Here is a 13028-nt window from a genome sequence, read left to right as displayed (position 1 = left end):
ACAGTTCAGGCGGCCGCCTCCCGCCCAAGCATTTCGAGCGCCAGGCGCTTTGCGGCCACGTAGTCGGTCTTGCCGGAAGCCAGAAGCGGAAGTTCCGATACCTTGACCACGGCGTCCGGCAGCATGACGTTGCCGACGCCCGATTGCTGCCCGAACTGACGCAGCAGGGCCAGATCGGCCTCCGACGCGGTGGTGAGCACGACGATGCGCTCGCCCTTCTGGGCGTCGGGAACCGCCACCGCAGCGTGGCTGGCCTCCGGCCAGAGTTCGTAGGCCAGCCTTTCGACCGCCACCAGCGAAACCATCTCGCCCGAGATCTTGGCAAAGCGCCGGGCACGGCCGCGTATGGTCAGGAAGCCTTCGCGGTCGACGGATACGATGTCGCCCGTGTCCAGCCAGTCATCTGCCCGCGGCTGCAGAACGCCCGGCGCCTCAGCCATCATGTAGCCGAGCATCATGTTCGGGCCGTTGAGCTGCAGCCGGCCGCCGTCGGAGAGGCCTTCCACCGGCTCCAGCCGCATGCGGATGGCGGGCAGGAGGCGGCCCACCGTGCCGTCGCGGCCATGGGTTGCCGTGTTCACCGACACGACCGGAGAGGCTTCGGTAAGGCCGAAACCCTCGATGATTGGCGTGCCGAAGCGTTCTCGCCACTGGGCCCGGGTGGCGGGGCGAAGCGGCTCTGCGCCGGCCACGACGAAGCGCAGGCCGGAAAAATCGTTGTCGCCGGCCGCACGGGCGTATGCGGCGAGAAAACTGTCGGTGCCGAACATGACCGTCGGGCGCATCTTGGCCGCCAGTTCGGGAATGGCCTTGAAGTGGAGCGGCGACGGATAAAGCACCAGGCGCACCCCGGCAACAAGCGGCAGGATAGTGCCTCCGGTCAAGCCGAAAGCATGGAAGGCGGGCAGTACGTTGAGCAGTTTGTCGTCGGCACCGATCGAGATGCGGGCCTCCGCCTGCATGGCGTTGGCGACGAGATTGCGGCTGGACAGAACCACCGCCTTCGGGCTGCCTTCGGAACCCGACGTGAACAGGATGACGGCGGGCTTCGCGGCGTCCTGGGCATGAATCGGCCTGCGCCACAGGCAAGCGGCCGCGAGCCGATCGGCCATCGAGAAGGTCTTGCGAAGGTCTTCCAACCAGACGACTTTCGCGCCGCCGGCTTCCACGGCCTCGACGACTTCATGGAGCCTGGCTTTTTCGACAAAGGCCCGCGACGAGATGACGACGCGGGTGAGCGTCGTGCGAACGGCCATTGTCACATTTGCCGGACCAGCCGTGAAGTTGATCATGGTGGCCACGCGCCTGCCGGATGCCAGCGCCAGAAGCGACAGCACCATAGCGTTGCTGTTGGGCAGCATTATGCCGACTGCTTCGTCGGGGGCGCTCGTGGCGGCCAGTTTCTGGCCGAGCATCCGCGCGCCCGCCAACAATCGCCGGTAGCTGAGAGTTCCGCTGCTGTCCTCCACGATGGGACGGCCGGGTCCGAAGCGCAGGGCAGCGTCGCGAACCGCCAGGAACAGTGACAGGTCGGGATCGGTGGCGGCCAGCCGCGTTTCCGCGACGCGATCGAAGAGGGCGTTCGAGGCGCGTGCCGGCTGCTTGACGCTGCTGGCCATGAGGTCGGCGATCTTCACCGGCTGAAGGGCGCTGATGACGAGCCGCGGAAACCATCGCCGCGGCGCCTTTTCGGCGGGGGTGAGCGAGAGGGGCAGGTGACGTGCCCCGCCCACGAATATCGGCACTACCTGGGCATCGGCCCGCAGCGCGATCCGCGCCACGGCCCGGAACAGCCGATAGGTCTTTACGTCCGGCTCTACATTGTCGGGCAAATAGACGGCCAGCCGCCCCTTGCCCTTCAGCACGCGCACCAGCCGTCGGCTGACAAACACGTGTTCGGCATTGAAGACGATGGTGCGGGCAAGCGCCCGCCAGGGCTCGAGCCATGCCGAGCGGGCGGAGGCTTCGTCCAAAATGTGAAGCGTATCCTCCGGCAACAGCGCAAGCATCAGCGCCGGTTCAAGTCGCGACTGGTGGGCGACGACATAGACCACCGGCGCCTTCGCGTCGCGCGCAAGGCGAATCTTGCTGTCGCGGATCCGGTAGAGAAGCTTGAGCGGAAGATAGAGCAACGCCTGCTGAAGAGTGATTCCGAGGCGAAATTTCTGCCACAGCGCGCCAGCCAGATAGGCCGCGACGATGCAAAGGGCGATTGTGCCGCTCAGGATCATGCCGCTCTCCCAGCGCGTGTCCTTGCCGTGGCTCTTGCTGGCCGCTTCGGCCAGAAGGGTAGACTATGCTGTATCCACGTCAATGCACGAGTGTGTGGCGCGCAAACGGCTTGGCCGAGCTCAAAGAAAAGCCGGCCTGTGGGCCGGCTTGAGAAGAGGACGGGCGAGGGGTTGGGCATGGGGACGAGCCCGTCCAACCCCTGCAACGCCTGACGAACTGGGATGGTTCCCCGCTCGGCTGAATTTTGCGCAAGCGCTCAGGCCGTGCGGGCGCGTGCTTGCAGCCAGTCGCGCCCGGCATGGGCAAATACGGCAAGGAGCACGAGGGAGCCGCCGACCATGCTTGCGGCCGGCGGAATTTCCGTAAGGAAGATCCAGCCGAACACTACCGCGAAGGGCACTTCGGCCGAACCGAGCAGGCCGGCTTCGGCGGAGGGTATCAGCCGCGCGCCCTCCGTCCACATGACCGAGGCCATCGCAAAAGAAACGCCGAAGCCCACCAGAATGAGCGCGTCGTGCACCGATATGGCGAGCGGATCGGTGAAGAGCCAGGCAAGCGCGAAAACGATGAAGGCCGACACCGCACCAGCCCAGACGGCCGGTGTGTCGCGAAAGGCGCGGATCAGAACGGTGTAGAGCGCGCTGCCGGCGGTCATCAGAAGCGCCAGGCCGTCCCCCAGGAGGTTGCCGTTGCCGACACCCGAAAACACCATCAGCCCGACGCCGGTGAGCGATAGCGCAGCCGCAAGCATGGTCTGGCTGCGCACGCCTTCCCGCATCAAAAGCCACGCGAACAGCGCCGCCAGGAAGGGAGCCGTGGCAAAGATGATCGCGACATTGGCGACATAGGTGTATTTGAAGGCGGCGATGAAGGCGAGGCTGTTGGCCGCCCCGATCAGCGCCATCAACCATCCTCGCCAACCCAGCCGCAGGCTCTTTGGCGAGCCGGCCCGGCCTCGCTGCCAGAACACGTAGGCCGTGATCAGCAGCGCGCCGACAAGGCCGCGCCAGCAGGAAATGACAAGCGGTTCGGCATTGACCGACCTGGTGAGCACGCCGGCAAGACCGAAGATGGCGGCCGCTCCAGTGACGAGCAGTATGCCCAGCAGGCGTTCGCCGGTGTGATCCGTGGGTGTCATGGAACTGGAATTTCCTCGTTCGGGGCGTGGGCGCCGCGCGCCCTTTACGTCAGGCGTGCTGACAGCGCTCCGTCAGGAGCATGCGAGGCGAGTGGATACTGCATCAGGCGCGCCGCCGAAAGTGCTCGCCGGCGATGATCACCAGTCCGGCAAGGAAGATAAGCGCCGCGCCGATGAACACTTCGCGGCGCGGAATGTCGCCCCAGATCGCAAAGCCGAACACGAAGGCCCAGACGAGTGCGGTGTATTCGAAGGGCGCGACGACGGAGGCAGGGGCGCGCTTCATGCCCTCGAACAGCGCGTATTGGCCGAGACCGCCGACAATGGCGAGAACCGTCAACAGCAACCATTCGTCCCAGCTCGGCGTCTGCCACAAATAGAAGAGCGGCAGCCCGGCGACGACCAGGAAGAGGGCGTTGTTGAGCACCATCTGCACCATGGTGCGCTCATAAAGCGCGATCTTGCGTATGAGCACGATGGCGAACGCCCACAAGCAGGCGGCGGCGAGCACCATGATAACGGGCATGCTGAGGCCGAGCGAAGTGGGATCGCAGGCGACGAAAACGCCAACAAAGCCGGTCAGAACCGCTACCCAGCGCACGAGCGGCACCTGTTCGCCAAGAACGAAAATGGAGAGGATGGTGACGATGACCGGGGCGGCAAAGTAGATCGTCGTCAGTTCGGCAAGCTGCAGATGCTTGGCGGCGTTGTAGAAGCAAAGCCACGCGGCGAGGATGATGAAGCTGCGCAGCAGCATGGGATAGAAGGCCTTCGAGCGGTATGCCTCCGCGAATACGGACCGGCCGCCGATAGCCGCGCAGCCGGCAAGAATGGCCGCGCTGCGGAAGAACAGGATCTGCCAGACGCTGAGCCCGGTGACCAGAAGCTTGATCGAAGCGTCCTGCATCGAAAAAAGCAGGTACGACAATGCCGTGATCAGCATGCCGGCGTAGATACGTTCGCGGCTGTCGGCAATCGCGGCATCGGTCATGTGATGGCTCCTCAAGGCAAGGGCGCCGAAGCAGCAAGGCCACGGCACCCAGCAGAGCTATACGATTGCAGATGCGGGACGGGCTAAGCCAGGCAGACGCGAGCGTTGGGGCAGGCAACTCACATTGGCCTGCCGATTGGGACGCGAGGGTCGACGTGATAGGGTGCGGCATCGAACAGCGCCGACGGGGAGGAGTTGCGATGGACGCGGCCGAACTGAAGACACTGCAGACGCCCTTGAAGGAGAGCTACCGCGAGGACCCTTCACGCGCTCTGGTAACGCTGCGCGCGAAGGGCACGGTGGACGAGCAGTCGATCGCCTGCAAAGTGGAGACGGGCAGGGCGGTGGCGGTTGCCGGCCTGCACCCCGCCACCGGCGGCAGCGGACTTCAGATTTGTTCCGGCGACATGCTGCTGGAAGCGCTGGTGGCTTGCGCCGGCGTGACGCTGAAGGCCGTGGCGACGGCGCTGGAATTCCGCCTCGCGGACGCATCGGTGGAGGCCGAGGGCGACCTCGACTTTCGCGGTACGCTGGGCGTGGCAAAGGATGCGCCGGTGGGGTTTGGCGCCATCAGGCTGAAAGTCGACCTCGATACCGACGAGCCGCAGGAGCGCATCGAGACGCTGCTGAAGCTGACGGAACGCTATTGCGTGGTGTTCCAGACGCTCAATGCGTCGCCGCAACTTTCGGCTGCGGCGACACGCCGCCCGGCGGTGACCGGTTGAGAGCGCGTGCCTATTCCGGGTCGCGGTAGGCGACGAAGCGCTCCTCGCGGGCCTGGAAAAGCATACCGGTTTCGCGCAGCGCGGGGCTGGCAAGCGGCAGGATCTTGGCGGCGATTTCGGCCGGGGTGGGCAGCGTGTCGGGGTTCTCGCCCGGCATGGCCTGAGCGCGCATGGCGGTGCGGGTCGCGCCCGGATTAACACAGTTGACGCGCAGCGGCATGTTGCGGGTCTCGTCGGCCCAGGAACGCCCCAGCACCTCGACGGCCGCCTTGGACGCCGCATAGGGCGCCCAGAAGGCGCGGGCCGAATGCGCCACGCCGGAGGAAAGCAGAATGGCGCGGCCGGCATCCGACTTGCGCAAGAGCGGGTCGACCGAGCGGATCATGCGCCAGGTGCTGGTCACGTTGACCGCCATGACCTTCTCGAACACCTTCGCTTCGACGTGGCCAATCGGAGCGATCACGCCCAGCACGCCGGCATTGGCCACCAGGATGTCGAGCTTGCCCCAGCGCTCATTGATGGCGCCGCCGAGCCGGTCTATGCCGCCCATGTCGGTGAGATCCAGCGGCACCAGCGTTGCCTGGCCGCCCGCGGCCTTGATCTCGTCGTCGAGATCTTCCAGCCCGCCCACCGTGCGCGCAACCGCAATGACATGCGCGCCGGCGGCCGCCATCTGCTTGGCAATCTGGTAGCCGATGCCGCGCGAAGCGCCGGTGACGAGGGCGATACGGCCGGAAAGGTTCGGGGTTTCGGTCATGCCAGTCCTCCAGGCGTTGCCCTGCGCGGCATGAACCATGCAGGGCAGCGAGCTTAAAGATCAAAAGGGTTGGGCGATACTACTGGCCGTTGCTGGCCAGCAGCGAGAGGCTGCGCACATTCTCCACGTCCTCGAAGTCGAGGAGGCGCGTGGGATACTCGGCGCTGAAGCAGGCGTCGCAGAACTGCGGCTGGTCGTTGTCGCGGCGCGCCTCGCCAACGGCGCGGTAGAGCCCGTCGATCGACAGGAAACCCAGCGAATCGACGCGGATGAACTCGGCCATCTCTTCGATCGACATGCGCGAGGCGAGCAGCTTGGCCGTCTCCGGCGTATCGACGCCATAGAAGCAGGAGGAGCGGGTGGGCGGCGAGGCGATGCGCATATGCACCTCGCGGGCGCCGGCATCACGCACCATCTGGACGATCTTCTGGCTGGTGGTGCCACGGACGATGGAATCGTCTACCAGCACCACGCGCTTGCCCTCGATCATGCGGCGGTTGGCGTTGTGCTTCAGCTTCACGCCCATGTGGCGGATGGAATCGGTTGGCTGAATGAAGGTGCGGCCGACATAGTGGTTGCGGATGATGCCGAGCTCGAACGGCAGCCCCGCCTGCTGCGCAAAGCCGATGGCCGCGGGCGTGCCCGAATCCGGCACCGGCACGACCAGATCAGCATCCACCGGGCTCTCGATGGCCAGTTCCATGCCGATGCGCTTGCGCACTTCATAAACGTTGCGGCCCTCAACCGTCGAATCCGGGCGGGCGAAATAGACATATTCGAAAATGCAGAAGCGCGGCTTGACCGGCTCGAAGGGGAACACGCTTTCGATGCCCTTGGGCGTGACGATGATCATCTCGCCCGGCTTCACGTCGCGAACGAAGCGGGCGCCGATGATGTCCAGCGCGCAGGTTTCGGAAGCGAGAATATAGGCCCCGTCGAGATCGCCCAGCACCAGCGGGCGGATTCCCAAGGGGTCGCGGCAGCCGATCATCTTCTTCGACGTCAGCGCAACCAGCGAAAACGCGCCTTCCAGCGTGCGCACGGCCTCGATGAAGCGGGAGTTGAAGTCCTTCTCGCGGCTGGTCGCCACCAGGTGCAGAAGCGTCTCGGTGTCGGAGGTGGAGGAGAAGATCGCGCCCTGCTTCTGCAGCGCGCGCTGCACCGTCATGGCGTTGGTGATGTTGCCATTGTGGGCGATGGCGAAACCGCCGTCCGCGAGCTCGGCGAACAGCGGCTGCACATTGCGCAGCCCGGAACCGCCGGTGGTGGCGTAGCGCGTGTGGCCGATTGCGCGGTTGCCCTTGAGGCTATCGATCACCTGCGGTCTGGTGAAGGTGTCGCCGATCAGGCCGACATGGCGTTCGACATGGAACTGCGAGCCGTCATAGGAGACAATGCCGGCTGCCTCCTGGCCACGATGTTGCAAGGCGTGCAGGCCTAGCGTGACGATCGCGGCAGCATCCTGCCGGCCGAAAATGCCGAACACTCCGCATTCGTCGTGGAAATGGTCATCGGCCTCGCCGAGCAAGGTGTCATGTGCCATAGGGCAGTCTCTCGTCAGAAAGGCCTCATATAGGGCGCCGGCGCCTTACGCGCCACCATCAATTATCGGCCGGCGGGGTTTCGTCCTGCGGCGTTTCGGCCGAGTTGTCCGAGGGCGGAGTGCCGGGTTCAGCGTCGGGCGCGGCGCCGGGCTTCAGGCGCTTGAGGATGGACTTTTCCGGATCCTCCGGCATCAGGCCCTCGATCTTGGTGCCGATGCTTTCCAGCAGCGGCTTGGACTTGGCGTCGGCAATCCAGTTGGGTGGGTTGGTCCCGACCAGCCAGTTGAAGAACATCAGCGCAACGGCCATGACCAGGATGCCGCGTGCGGCGCCATAGAGAAATCCCAGCGTTCGGTCGAGCGCGCCGACGCGGGAGTCGATAATGAAATCGGCAATCTTCATGGTGATCACCGTCACCACGATCAGTGCGATGACGAAGACCACGCCGGCCGCGGCACCCATGGCCAGCTTTTCGTTGTCGATGTGCGACTGCAAATAAGGCAGCATCATCGGATAGAAGAAATATGCCGCTGCCGCCGCTGCGATCCAGGAAGCAATCGACAGGATTTCCCGGGAGAAGCCGCGGACCATTGCCAGCATGGCCGAGACAAGAGTGAAACCGACGAGAATCCCGTCCAGCAGCGTAATCGGCATGTCGTTCTCACTCCATCATGACAGCTTGTGCCGTACCGCGCCGCCTGGCCCGGTCAGTCATCCGTGTTTCGGCGCAGGGATCCCGCGATCCGCACAACGAGGTCCGTGAGCGTGGCGGGTTGGAAAGTACCGGACCCGATCCCCCCGGACATTTCCTCGCTGCCCTTCGGCAGGACGGCCTGTCCAAAACCCAGCTTTTCGGCTTCTTTGAGGCGCTGCTGCGCATGCGCAACCGGCCTTATCGCGCCCGAAAGACTGATTTCGCCGAAATAGACGCAATCGGCGGGCAGGGCAAGTCCGGTGAGGGACGAAACCAGCGCCGCCGCCACCGCAAGGTCCGCCGCCGGCTCGGAAATCCGGTAGCCGCCGGCGACGTTGAGGTAGACGTCGTGCTGGCCGAAACGAACGCCGCAATGCGCCTCGAGCACCGCCAGCACCATCGCAAGGCGCGGGCTGTCCCAACCCACCACGGCGCGGCGCGGCGTGCCGAGCGTCGAGGGGGCGACGAGCGCCTGGATTTCGACCAGAACCGGGCGCGTGCCTTCCATGCCAGCAAAGACGGCCGCGCCCGGCGACTTGGCGTGGCGCTCGCCCAGAAACAGTTCAGAGGGGTTGGCGACCTCGCGCAACCCCTTGTCCGACATCTCGAACACGCCGATCTCGTCGGTGGGACCAAAACGGTTCTTCACCGTGCGCAGGATGCGGTAGTGGTGGCCGCCTTCACCCTCGAAATAGAGCACCGCGTCCACCATGTGCTCGACCACGCGCGGGCCGGCGATCTGGCCCTCCTTGGTGACGTGGCCGACCAGCACCACAGCCGCTCCGGTGGACTTGGCGTAGCGGATCATCGCCTGCGCCGAAGAGCGCACCTGGGTGACGGTGCCGGGCGCGGAATCGGCAAGGTCGGTCCACAGCGTCTGGACCGAATCGATGATGACGAGGTCGGGGCGCTTGCCTTCGCCGATGGTCGCCAGAATGTCCTCGACATTGGTTTCGGCGGCGAGTTCGACCGCAGAGCCGGCAACGCCCAAGCGCTGTGCGCGCAGGCGGATTTGCGCGACGGCCTCTTCGCCCGAGACATAGACGATGCGGTGGCCGCGCCCGGCGAGCGCTGCTGCGGCCTGCGTGAGCAGGGTGGACTTGCCGATGCCGGGGTCGCCACCGACCAGAAGTGCGGAGCCGCGCACGAAGCCGCCGCCCGTGGCGCGGTCGAGTTCGCCGATGCCGGAGGCGATGCGCGGCGCATCCTCGATGTCGCCCGAGAGCGAGGTGAGGGTGACCGGCCGGCCTTTTCGCGCGCTGCGCGTGGAAGCCGGGCCGCCGCCGATGCCGCTGTTGGTGCCTTCCTCGACCAGCGTGTTCCACTCGCCGCAGGCATCGCATTTGCCAGCCCAGCGCGTATGCGCCGTGCCGCAGTTCTGGCAGATGAACTGAACGCGGGTCTTAGCCATGAGCGGTCTCCGGCAGGGTGATCAAGCGCGCGCGCACGAAGACGCTACTCGTACCGTTCCGGCAGCTGATGCTCTTCGGCCAGGTCCGAGAAGCGAGTGAACTGGCCCTCGAACGCGAGTTCGACCGTGCCGGTGGGGCCGTGACGCTGCTTGGCGATGATGAGTTCGGCCTTGCCCTTCACCTTCTCGAATTTCAGCCGCCACTCCTCGTATTCCGCCGTGCCTTCCTCGGGCTGCTTGTTCTGCAGGTAGTATTCGTCGCGATAGACGAAGAGCACCACGTCCGCGTCCTGCTCGATCGAGCCCGATTCGCGCAGGTCGGAAAGCTGCGGCCGCTTGTCGTCGCGGTTCTCGACCTGGCGGGAGAGCTGTGACAGGGCGATGATAGGAACGTTGAGTTCCTTGGCCAGCGCCTTCAGGCCGGTGGTGATCTCGGTGATTTCCTGCACGCGGTTCTGCGAATTCTTGGCGGAGCCCTGCATCAGCTGCACGTAGTCGATGACGATGACTTCCAGCCCGCGCTGGCGCTTCAGGCGGCGCGCGCGCGCAGCGAGCTGGGCGATCGAGATGCCGCCGGTCGCATCGATGAAGAGCGGGATTTTCTGCAGGGTCTGCGAGCAGGCGACCAGCTTTTCGAAATCTGTCTCGGTGATTTCGCCGCGGCGGATCTTCGACGACGAGATTTCGGTCTGCTCGGAGATGATACGGGTTGCCAGCTGCTCGGCCGACATTTCGAGCGAGAAGAAGCCGACCACCCCGCCATTGGCGGCCTTGAAGGACCCGTCGGCCTGCTGCGCCGGCTCATAGGCGTGGGCGATGTTGAAGGCGATGTTGGTGACCAGCGAGGTCTTGCCCATGGCCGGGCGGCCGGCAAGGATGATCAGGTCGGAGGGCTGCAAGCCGCCGAGCTTGCGGTCGACGTCGCGCAAGCCGGTGGAAATGCCGGAAAGGTGGCCGTCGCGCATATAGGCGGCATTGGCCATGTCCACCGCGGTCTTGACCGCGTCGTTGAAGCTTTCGAAGCCGCCGTCGTAGCGTCCGGTTTCGGCCAGTTCGAACAGGCGGCGCTCGGCATCCTCGATCTGCTGCTGCGGCGACACGTCCACCGGCGCGTCGAAGGCGATGTTGACCATGTCCTCGCCCACAGTGATGAGCGCGCGGCGCGTGGCAAGGTCGTAGATGGCGCGGCCGTAGTCGGCGGCGTTGATGACGGTGACGGCCTCTGCCGCGAGGCGGGCAAGGTAGTGGGCGACGGTCATGTCGCCGACCTTCTCGTCCGAAGGCAGGAAGGTCTTGAGCGTGACCGGGTTGGCCATCTTGCCCATGCGGATGAGCTCGCTCGCCACCTCGAAGATCTTGCGGTGCAGCGGTTCGTAGAAATGAGCGGGCTTGAGGAAGTCCGAGACGCGGTAGAAGGCGTCGTTGTTGACGAGGATGGCGCCCAGAAGCGCCTGCTCGGCCTCGATATTGTTGGGTGCCTCGCGATAGAGCGGGGTTTCCGCCACCTCGAACTTGCGTGCCGCTTCTGCCATCTTGTCCCCGACCTTGCCCTGTATCCTGCGGTATCAGACACAGCCGCCCACTTGTGAACAATCGCCTCTTGGTGCCCATTATTCACAGCCACCCCGAGCCATCCACAGGCAGCTTGGCCGGCTAAGCGAATCCTGGTTGACGCGAATCGTTTGCAGAGATTAGCGGCGGATACACGGGAACAAAACAGGAAGCGCACGAAACGCGACGGCTCGACGTGGTTGTCCTACGCGAAAAAGGGCTTACGCGGTGCGCTCGCGCTCAGGCCGCTCGCGGGGCCAGCAGGATGATGCAGGCGCCGGCAACGCAGATCGCGGCGCCCAGCAGGTCCCAGCGGTCCGGCCGCACACCTTCCGCAACCCAAAGCCAGCCGAGCGAGGCGGCGATGTAGATGCCGCCATAGGTGGCGTAGGCGCGGCCCGCCGCGGAAGAATCAACCAGGGTCAATAGCCAGGCAAACGCCACCAGCAGGGCAACGCCCGGCACGAGCCACAGGGCAGACTTCCCCAGCCGCAACCACGCCCAGAAGGAAAAGCAGCCGCCGATCTCGCAAAGAGCGGCCGCGACGAAAATGGGAATGCTCAATTATTGCCCTCCGGCTGTTGCTGCATTCTTCAAGGTCAAATTGCCGGAAGGCAAGGAGGCAGCTATTCGCCCGCCTCGGAAATGCGTCGCTTCGGCCGCTTGCCAGCCTTTTCAGGCTGGGGCGCGGTCGGGCCGTCTCGCATGGCCAAAGCCTTCTCGCACTTGCCGATATAGTCGCGCGTCAGGGGCACGATGTCGTTGCGGCGCGTGAGCTGGATCTGGAACACCATCATGTCCTGCCAGCGGAACGAGGCCTCGGAGCCTGCAAGATAAAACTCCCACATCCGGCAGAAGCGCTCGTCATAGATTTCCTTGGCGCGCTCGCGATTGGCCATGAAGCGCTCGCGCCAGTTCTTCAGCGTCTCGGCATAGTGCAGCCGCAGGATTTCGACGTCGGAGACCATCAGGCCCGACTTCTCGATGATCGGCAGAATTTCCGAAAGTGCCGGAATGTAGCCGCCGGGGAAGATGTATTTGCGGATGAAGGCATTTGTGGCGCAGGGCGGGCCGCTGCGGCCGATCGAATGCAGCACCATCACCCCGTCGGGCTTCAGCAGTGTGGCGCACTTCTCGAAGAAGGTGCGGTAATGGTTGACGCCGACATGCTCGAACATGCCCACCGAGACGATGCGGTCGAAGCGCTCGGTGAGGTGGCGATAGTCGCGCAGCTCGAAGTGGACGTGATTCTGCAGCCCCTCGGCGTGCGCACGCTCTGTTGCGACTGCGTGCTGTTCGGTAGACAGCGTCACGCCCAGCACGTCTGCTTCGAAATTGCGGGCCATATAAAGCCCGAGGCCGCCCCAGCCACAGCCGATGTCGAGCACGCTGAGGCCCGGCTTCATGCACAGCTTGGCGGCAAGATGCCGCTTCTTGGCAAGCTGCGCTTCCTCGAGCGTCATGTCTGGCCGCTCGAAATAGGCGCAGGAGTACTGCATGTCCGTATCGAGGAAGAGCTTGTACATCTCGCCGGAGAGATCGTAGTGGCGCTGCACGTTGCGCCGCGACCGGCCGGTGGTGTTCAGTTGCTGCATGCGCCGGAAAGCATGGCGAAGCCCTTCCACGGCCCTGGTCCAGGCCGCCTCGACGCCGCTCGGTCCCATGTTCTGATAGGCAATGTGCAAAAAGCCTAGAATGTCGCCTTCGATGACGTCGAGATCGCCGTCCATGAAGGCCTCGGGCAGGGCCAGCATCGGGTCCAGGCCGATCGCAAGTTCTGCCTTGCGCGTGCGCAGCACGATGTGGACATGTTGCCCGCTGCCGTCGCCAAATCTTCGGGACGCGCCGTTCGCCCCTGTGACAGTCAGATTCCCGATGCGCACCAAGCGTTCGATGATGCGCTGCAGCAAAATATTCATCGCACAGCACCCGCATTCACGAAAAAGGTCGGCGCCTATTGTGCTTCAAAGCGCCGCAGGTGCAAT

11 protein-coding genes are annotated in these 13028 nt (G+C 64.8%); 1 reads left to right on the top strand and 10 read right to left on the bottom strand.

Features of this window, described 5'->3' with window-relative positions:
* Positions 1-5 precede the first annotated feature (5 nt).
* The 3 genes from AC3A4H_RS00990 to AC3A4H_RS00980 all read right to left on the bottom strand — a co-directional run bounded on the left by AC3A4H_RS00990 (position 6) and on the right by AC3A4H_RS00980 (position 4361).
* On the bottom strand, positions 6-2231 hold the full coding sequence (locus AC3A4H_RS00990; protein WP_487765024.1) for an AMP-binding protein: 2226 nt from the start codon (positions 2229-2231) through the stop codon (positions 6-8).
* A gap of 257 nt (positions 2232-2488) precedes the next feature.
* Positions 2489-3370, bottom strand: a complete 882-nt coding sequence (locus tag AC3A4H_RS00985; protein WP_487765023.1) for a DMT family transporter — start codon at positions 3368-3370, stop codon at positions 2489-2491.
* Between the two features lie 103 nt (positions 3371-3473).
* Positions 3474-4361 carry a DMT family transporter gene (locus tag AC3A4H_RS00980; protein ID WP_487765022.1) on the bottom strand — a complete coding sequence of 296 codons (888 nt, stop codon included), beginning with the start codon at positions 4359-4361 and terminating at the stop codon, positions 3474-3476.
* A gap of 200 nt (positions 4362-4561) precedes the next feature.
* Here AC3A4H_RS00980 and AC3A4H_RS00975 point away from each other — a divergent pair, with 200 nt between their 5' ends.
* Positions 4562-5086: an OsmC family protein gene (locus AC3A4H_RS00975; protein ID WP_487765021.1), complete on the top strand. Its 525-nt coding sequence runs from the start codon at positions 4562-4564 to the stop codon at positions 5084-5086.
* Between the two features lie 10 nt (positions 5087-5096).
* Here the strand turns inward: AC3A4H_RS00975 and AC3A4H_RS00970 are convergent, their stop codons facing one another.
* The 7 genes from AC3A4H_RS00970 to AC3A4H_RS00940 all read right to left on the bottom strand — a co-directional run bounded on the left by AC3A4H_RS00970 (position 5097) and on the right by AC3A4H_RS00940 (position 12962).
* On the bottom strand, positions 5097-5843 hold the full coding sequence (locus tag AC3A4H_RS00970; RefSeq protein WP_487765020.1) for an SDR family NAD(P)-dependent oxidoreductase: 747 nt from the start codon (positions 5841-5843) through the stop codon (positions 5097-5099).
* A 79-nt stretch (positions 5844-5922) separates the two neighbouring features.
* Positions 5923-7386 (bottom strand): amidophosphoribosyltransferase, encoded by a 1464-nt coding sequence (gene purF / locus AC3A4H_RS00965; protein WP_487765019.1) that lies wholly within the window; start codon positions 7384-7386, stop codon positions 5923-5925.
* 58 nt (positions 7387-7444) lie between these two features.
* The gene (locus tag AC3A4H_RS00960) at positions 7445-8041 is read right to left on the bottom strand and encodes a CvpA family protein (protein WP_487765018.1); all 597 of its coding nucleotides are present in this window, start codon (positions 8039-8041) and stop codon (positions 7445-7447) included.
* Between the two features lie 53 nt (positions 8042-8094).
* Positions 8095-9492: a DNA repair protein RadA gene (gene radA, locus AC3A4H_RS00955; RefSeq protein WP_487765017.1), complete on the bottom strand. Its 1398-nt coding sequence runs from the start codon at positions 9490-9492 to the stop codon at positions 8095-8097.
* Positions 9493-9536: 44 nt separating this feature from the next.
* Entirely contained in the window at positions 9537-11024 is a 1488-nt protein-coding gene (locus tag AC3A4H_RS00950) for a replicative DNA helicase (protein ID WP_487765016.1), read from the bottom strand.
* 259 nt (positions 11025-11283) lie between these two features.
* The gene (locus AC3A4H_RS00945) at positions 11284-11607 is read right to left on the bottom strand and encodes a YnfA family protein (RefSeq protein WP_487765015.1); all 324 of its coding nucleotides are present in this window, start codon (positions 11605-11607) and stop codon (positions 11284-11286) included.
* Between the two features lie 62 nt (positions 11608-11669).
* Positions 11670-12962, bottom strand: coding sequence for a cyclopropane fatty acid synthase (locus tag AC3A4H_RS00940; protein WP_487765014.1), 1293 nt, complete (start codon positions 12960-12962; stop codon positions 11670-11672).
* Positions 12963-13028: the final 66 nt, after the last annotated feature.

This window comes from Pseudaminobacter sp. Soil_N_29 (genome assembly GCF_057656055.1).
The sequence above is the reverse complement of the archived record's forward strand: the minus strand, read 5'-3'. Positions and strand labels throughout refer to the sequence as shown.

What these genes read in the sequence shown, in the direction of transcription:
- AC3A4H_RS00990 (WP_487765024.1), bottom strand. Translation starts at nt 2,231, where the DNA reads ATGATCCTGAGCGGCACAATCGCCCTTTGCATCGTCGCGGCCTATCTG.
- AC3A4H_RS00985 (WP_487765023.1), bottom strand. Translation starts at nt 3,370, where the DNA reads ATGACACCCACGGATCACACCGGCGAACGCCTGCTGGGCATACTGCTC.
- AC3A4H_RS00980 (WP_487765022.1), bottom strand. Translation starts at nt 4,361, where the DNA reads ATGACCGATGCCGCGATTGCCGACAGCCGCGAACGTATCTACGCCGGC.
- AC3A4H_RS00975 (WP_487765021.1), top strand. Translation starts at nt 4,562, where the DNA reads ATGGACGCGGCCGAACTGAAGACACTGCAGACGCCCTTGAAGGAGAGC.
- AC3A4H_RS00970 (WP_487765020.1), bottom strand. Translation starts at nt 5,843, where the DNA reads ATGACCGAAACCCCGAACCTTTCCGGCCGTATCGCCCTCGTCACCGGC.
- purF (WP_487765019.1), bottom strand. Translation starts at nt 7,386, where the DNA reads ATGGCACATGACACCTTGCTCGGCGAGGCCGATGACCATTTCCACGAC.
- AC3A4H_RS00960 (WP_487765018.1), bottom strand. Translation starts at nt 8,041, where the DNA reads ATGCCGATTACGCTGCTGGACGGGATTCTCGTCGGTTTCACTCTTGTC.
- radA (WP_487765017.1), bottom strand. Translation starts at nt 9,492, where the DNA reads ATGGCTAAGACCCGCGTTCAGTTCATCTGCCAGAACTGCGGCACGGCG.
- AC3A4H_RS00950 (WP_487765016.1), bottom strand. Translation starts at nt 11,024, where the DNA reads ATGGCAGAAGCGGCACGCAAGTTCGAGGTGGCGGAAACCCCGCTCTAT.
- AC3A4H_RS00940 (WP_487765014.1), bottom strand. Translation starts at nt 12,962, where the DNA reads ATGAATATTTTGCTGCAGCGCATCATCGAACGCTTGGTGCGCATCGGG.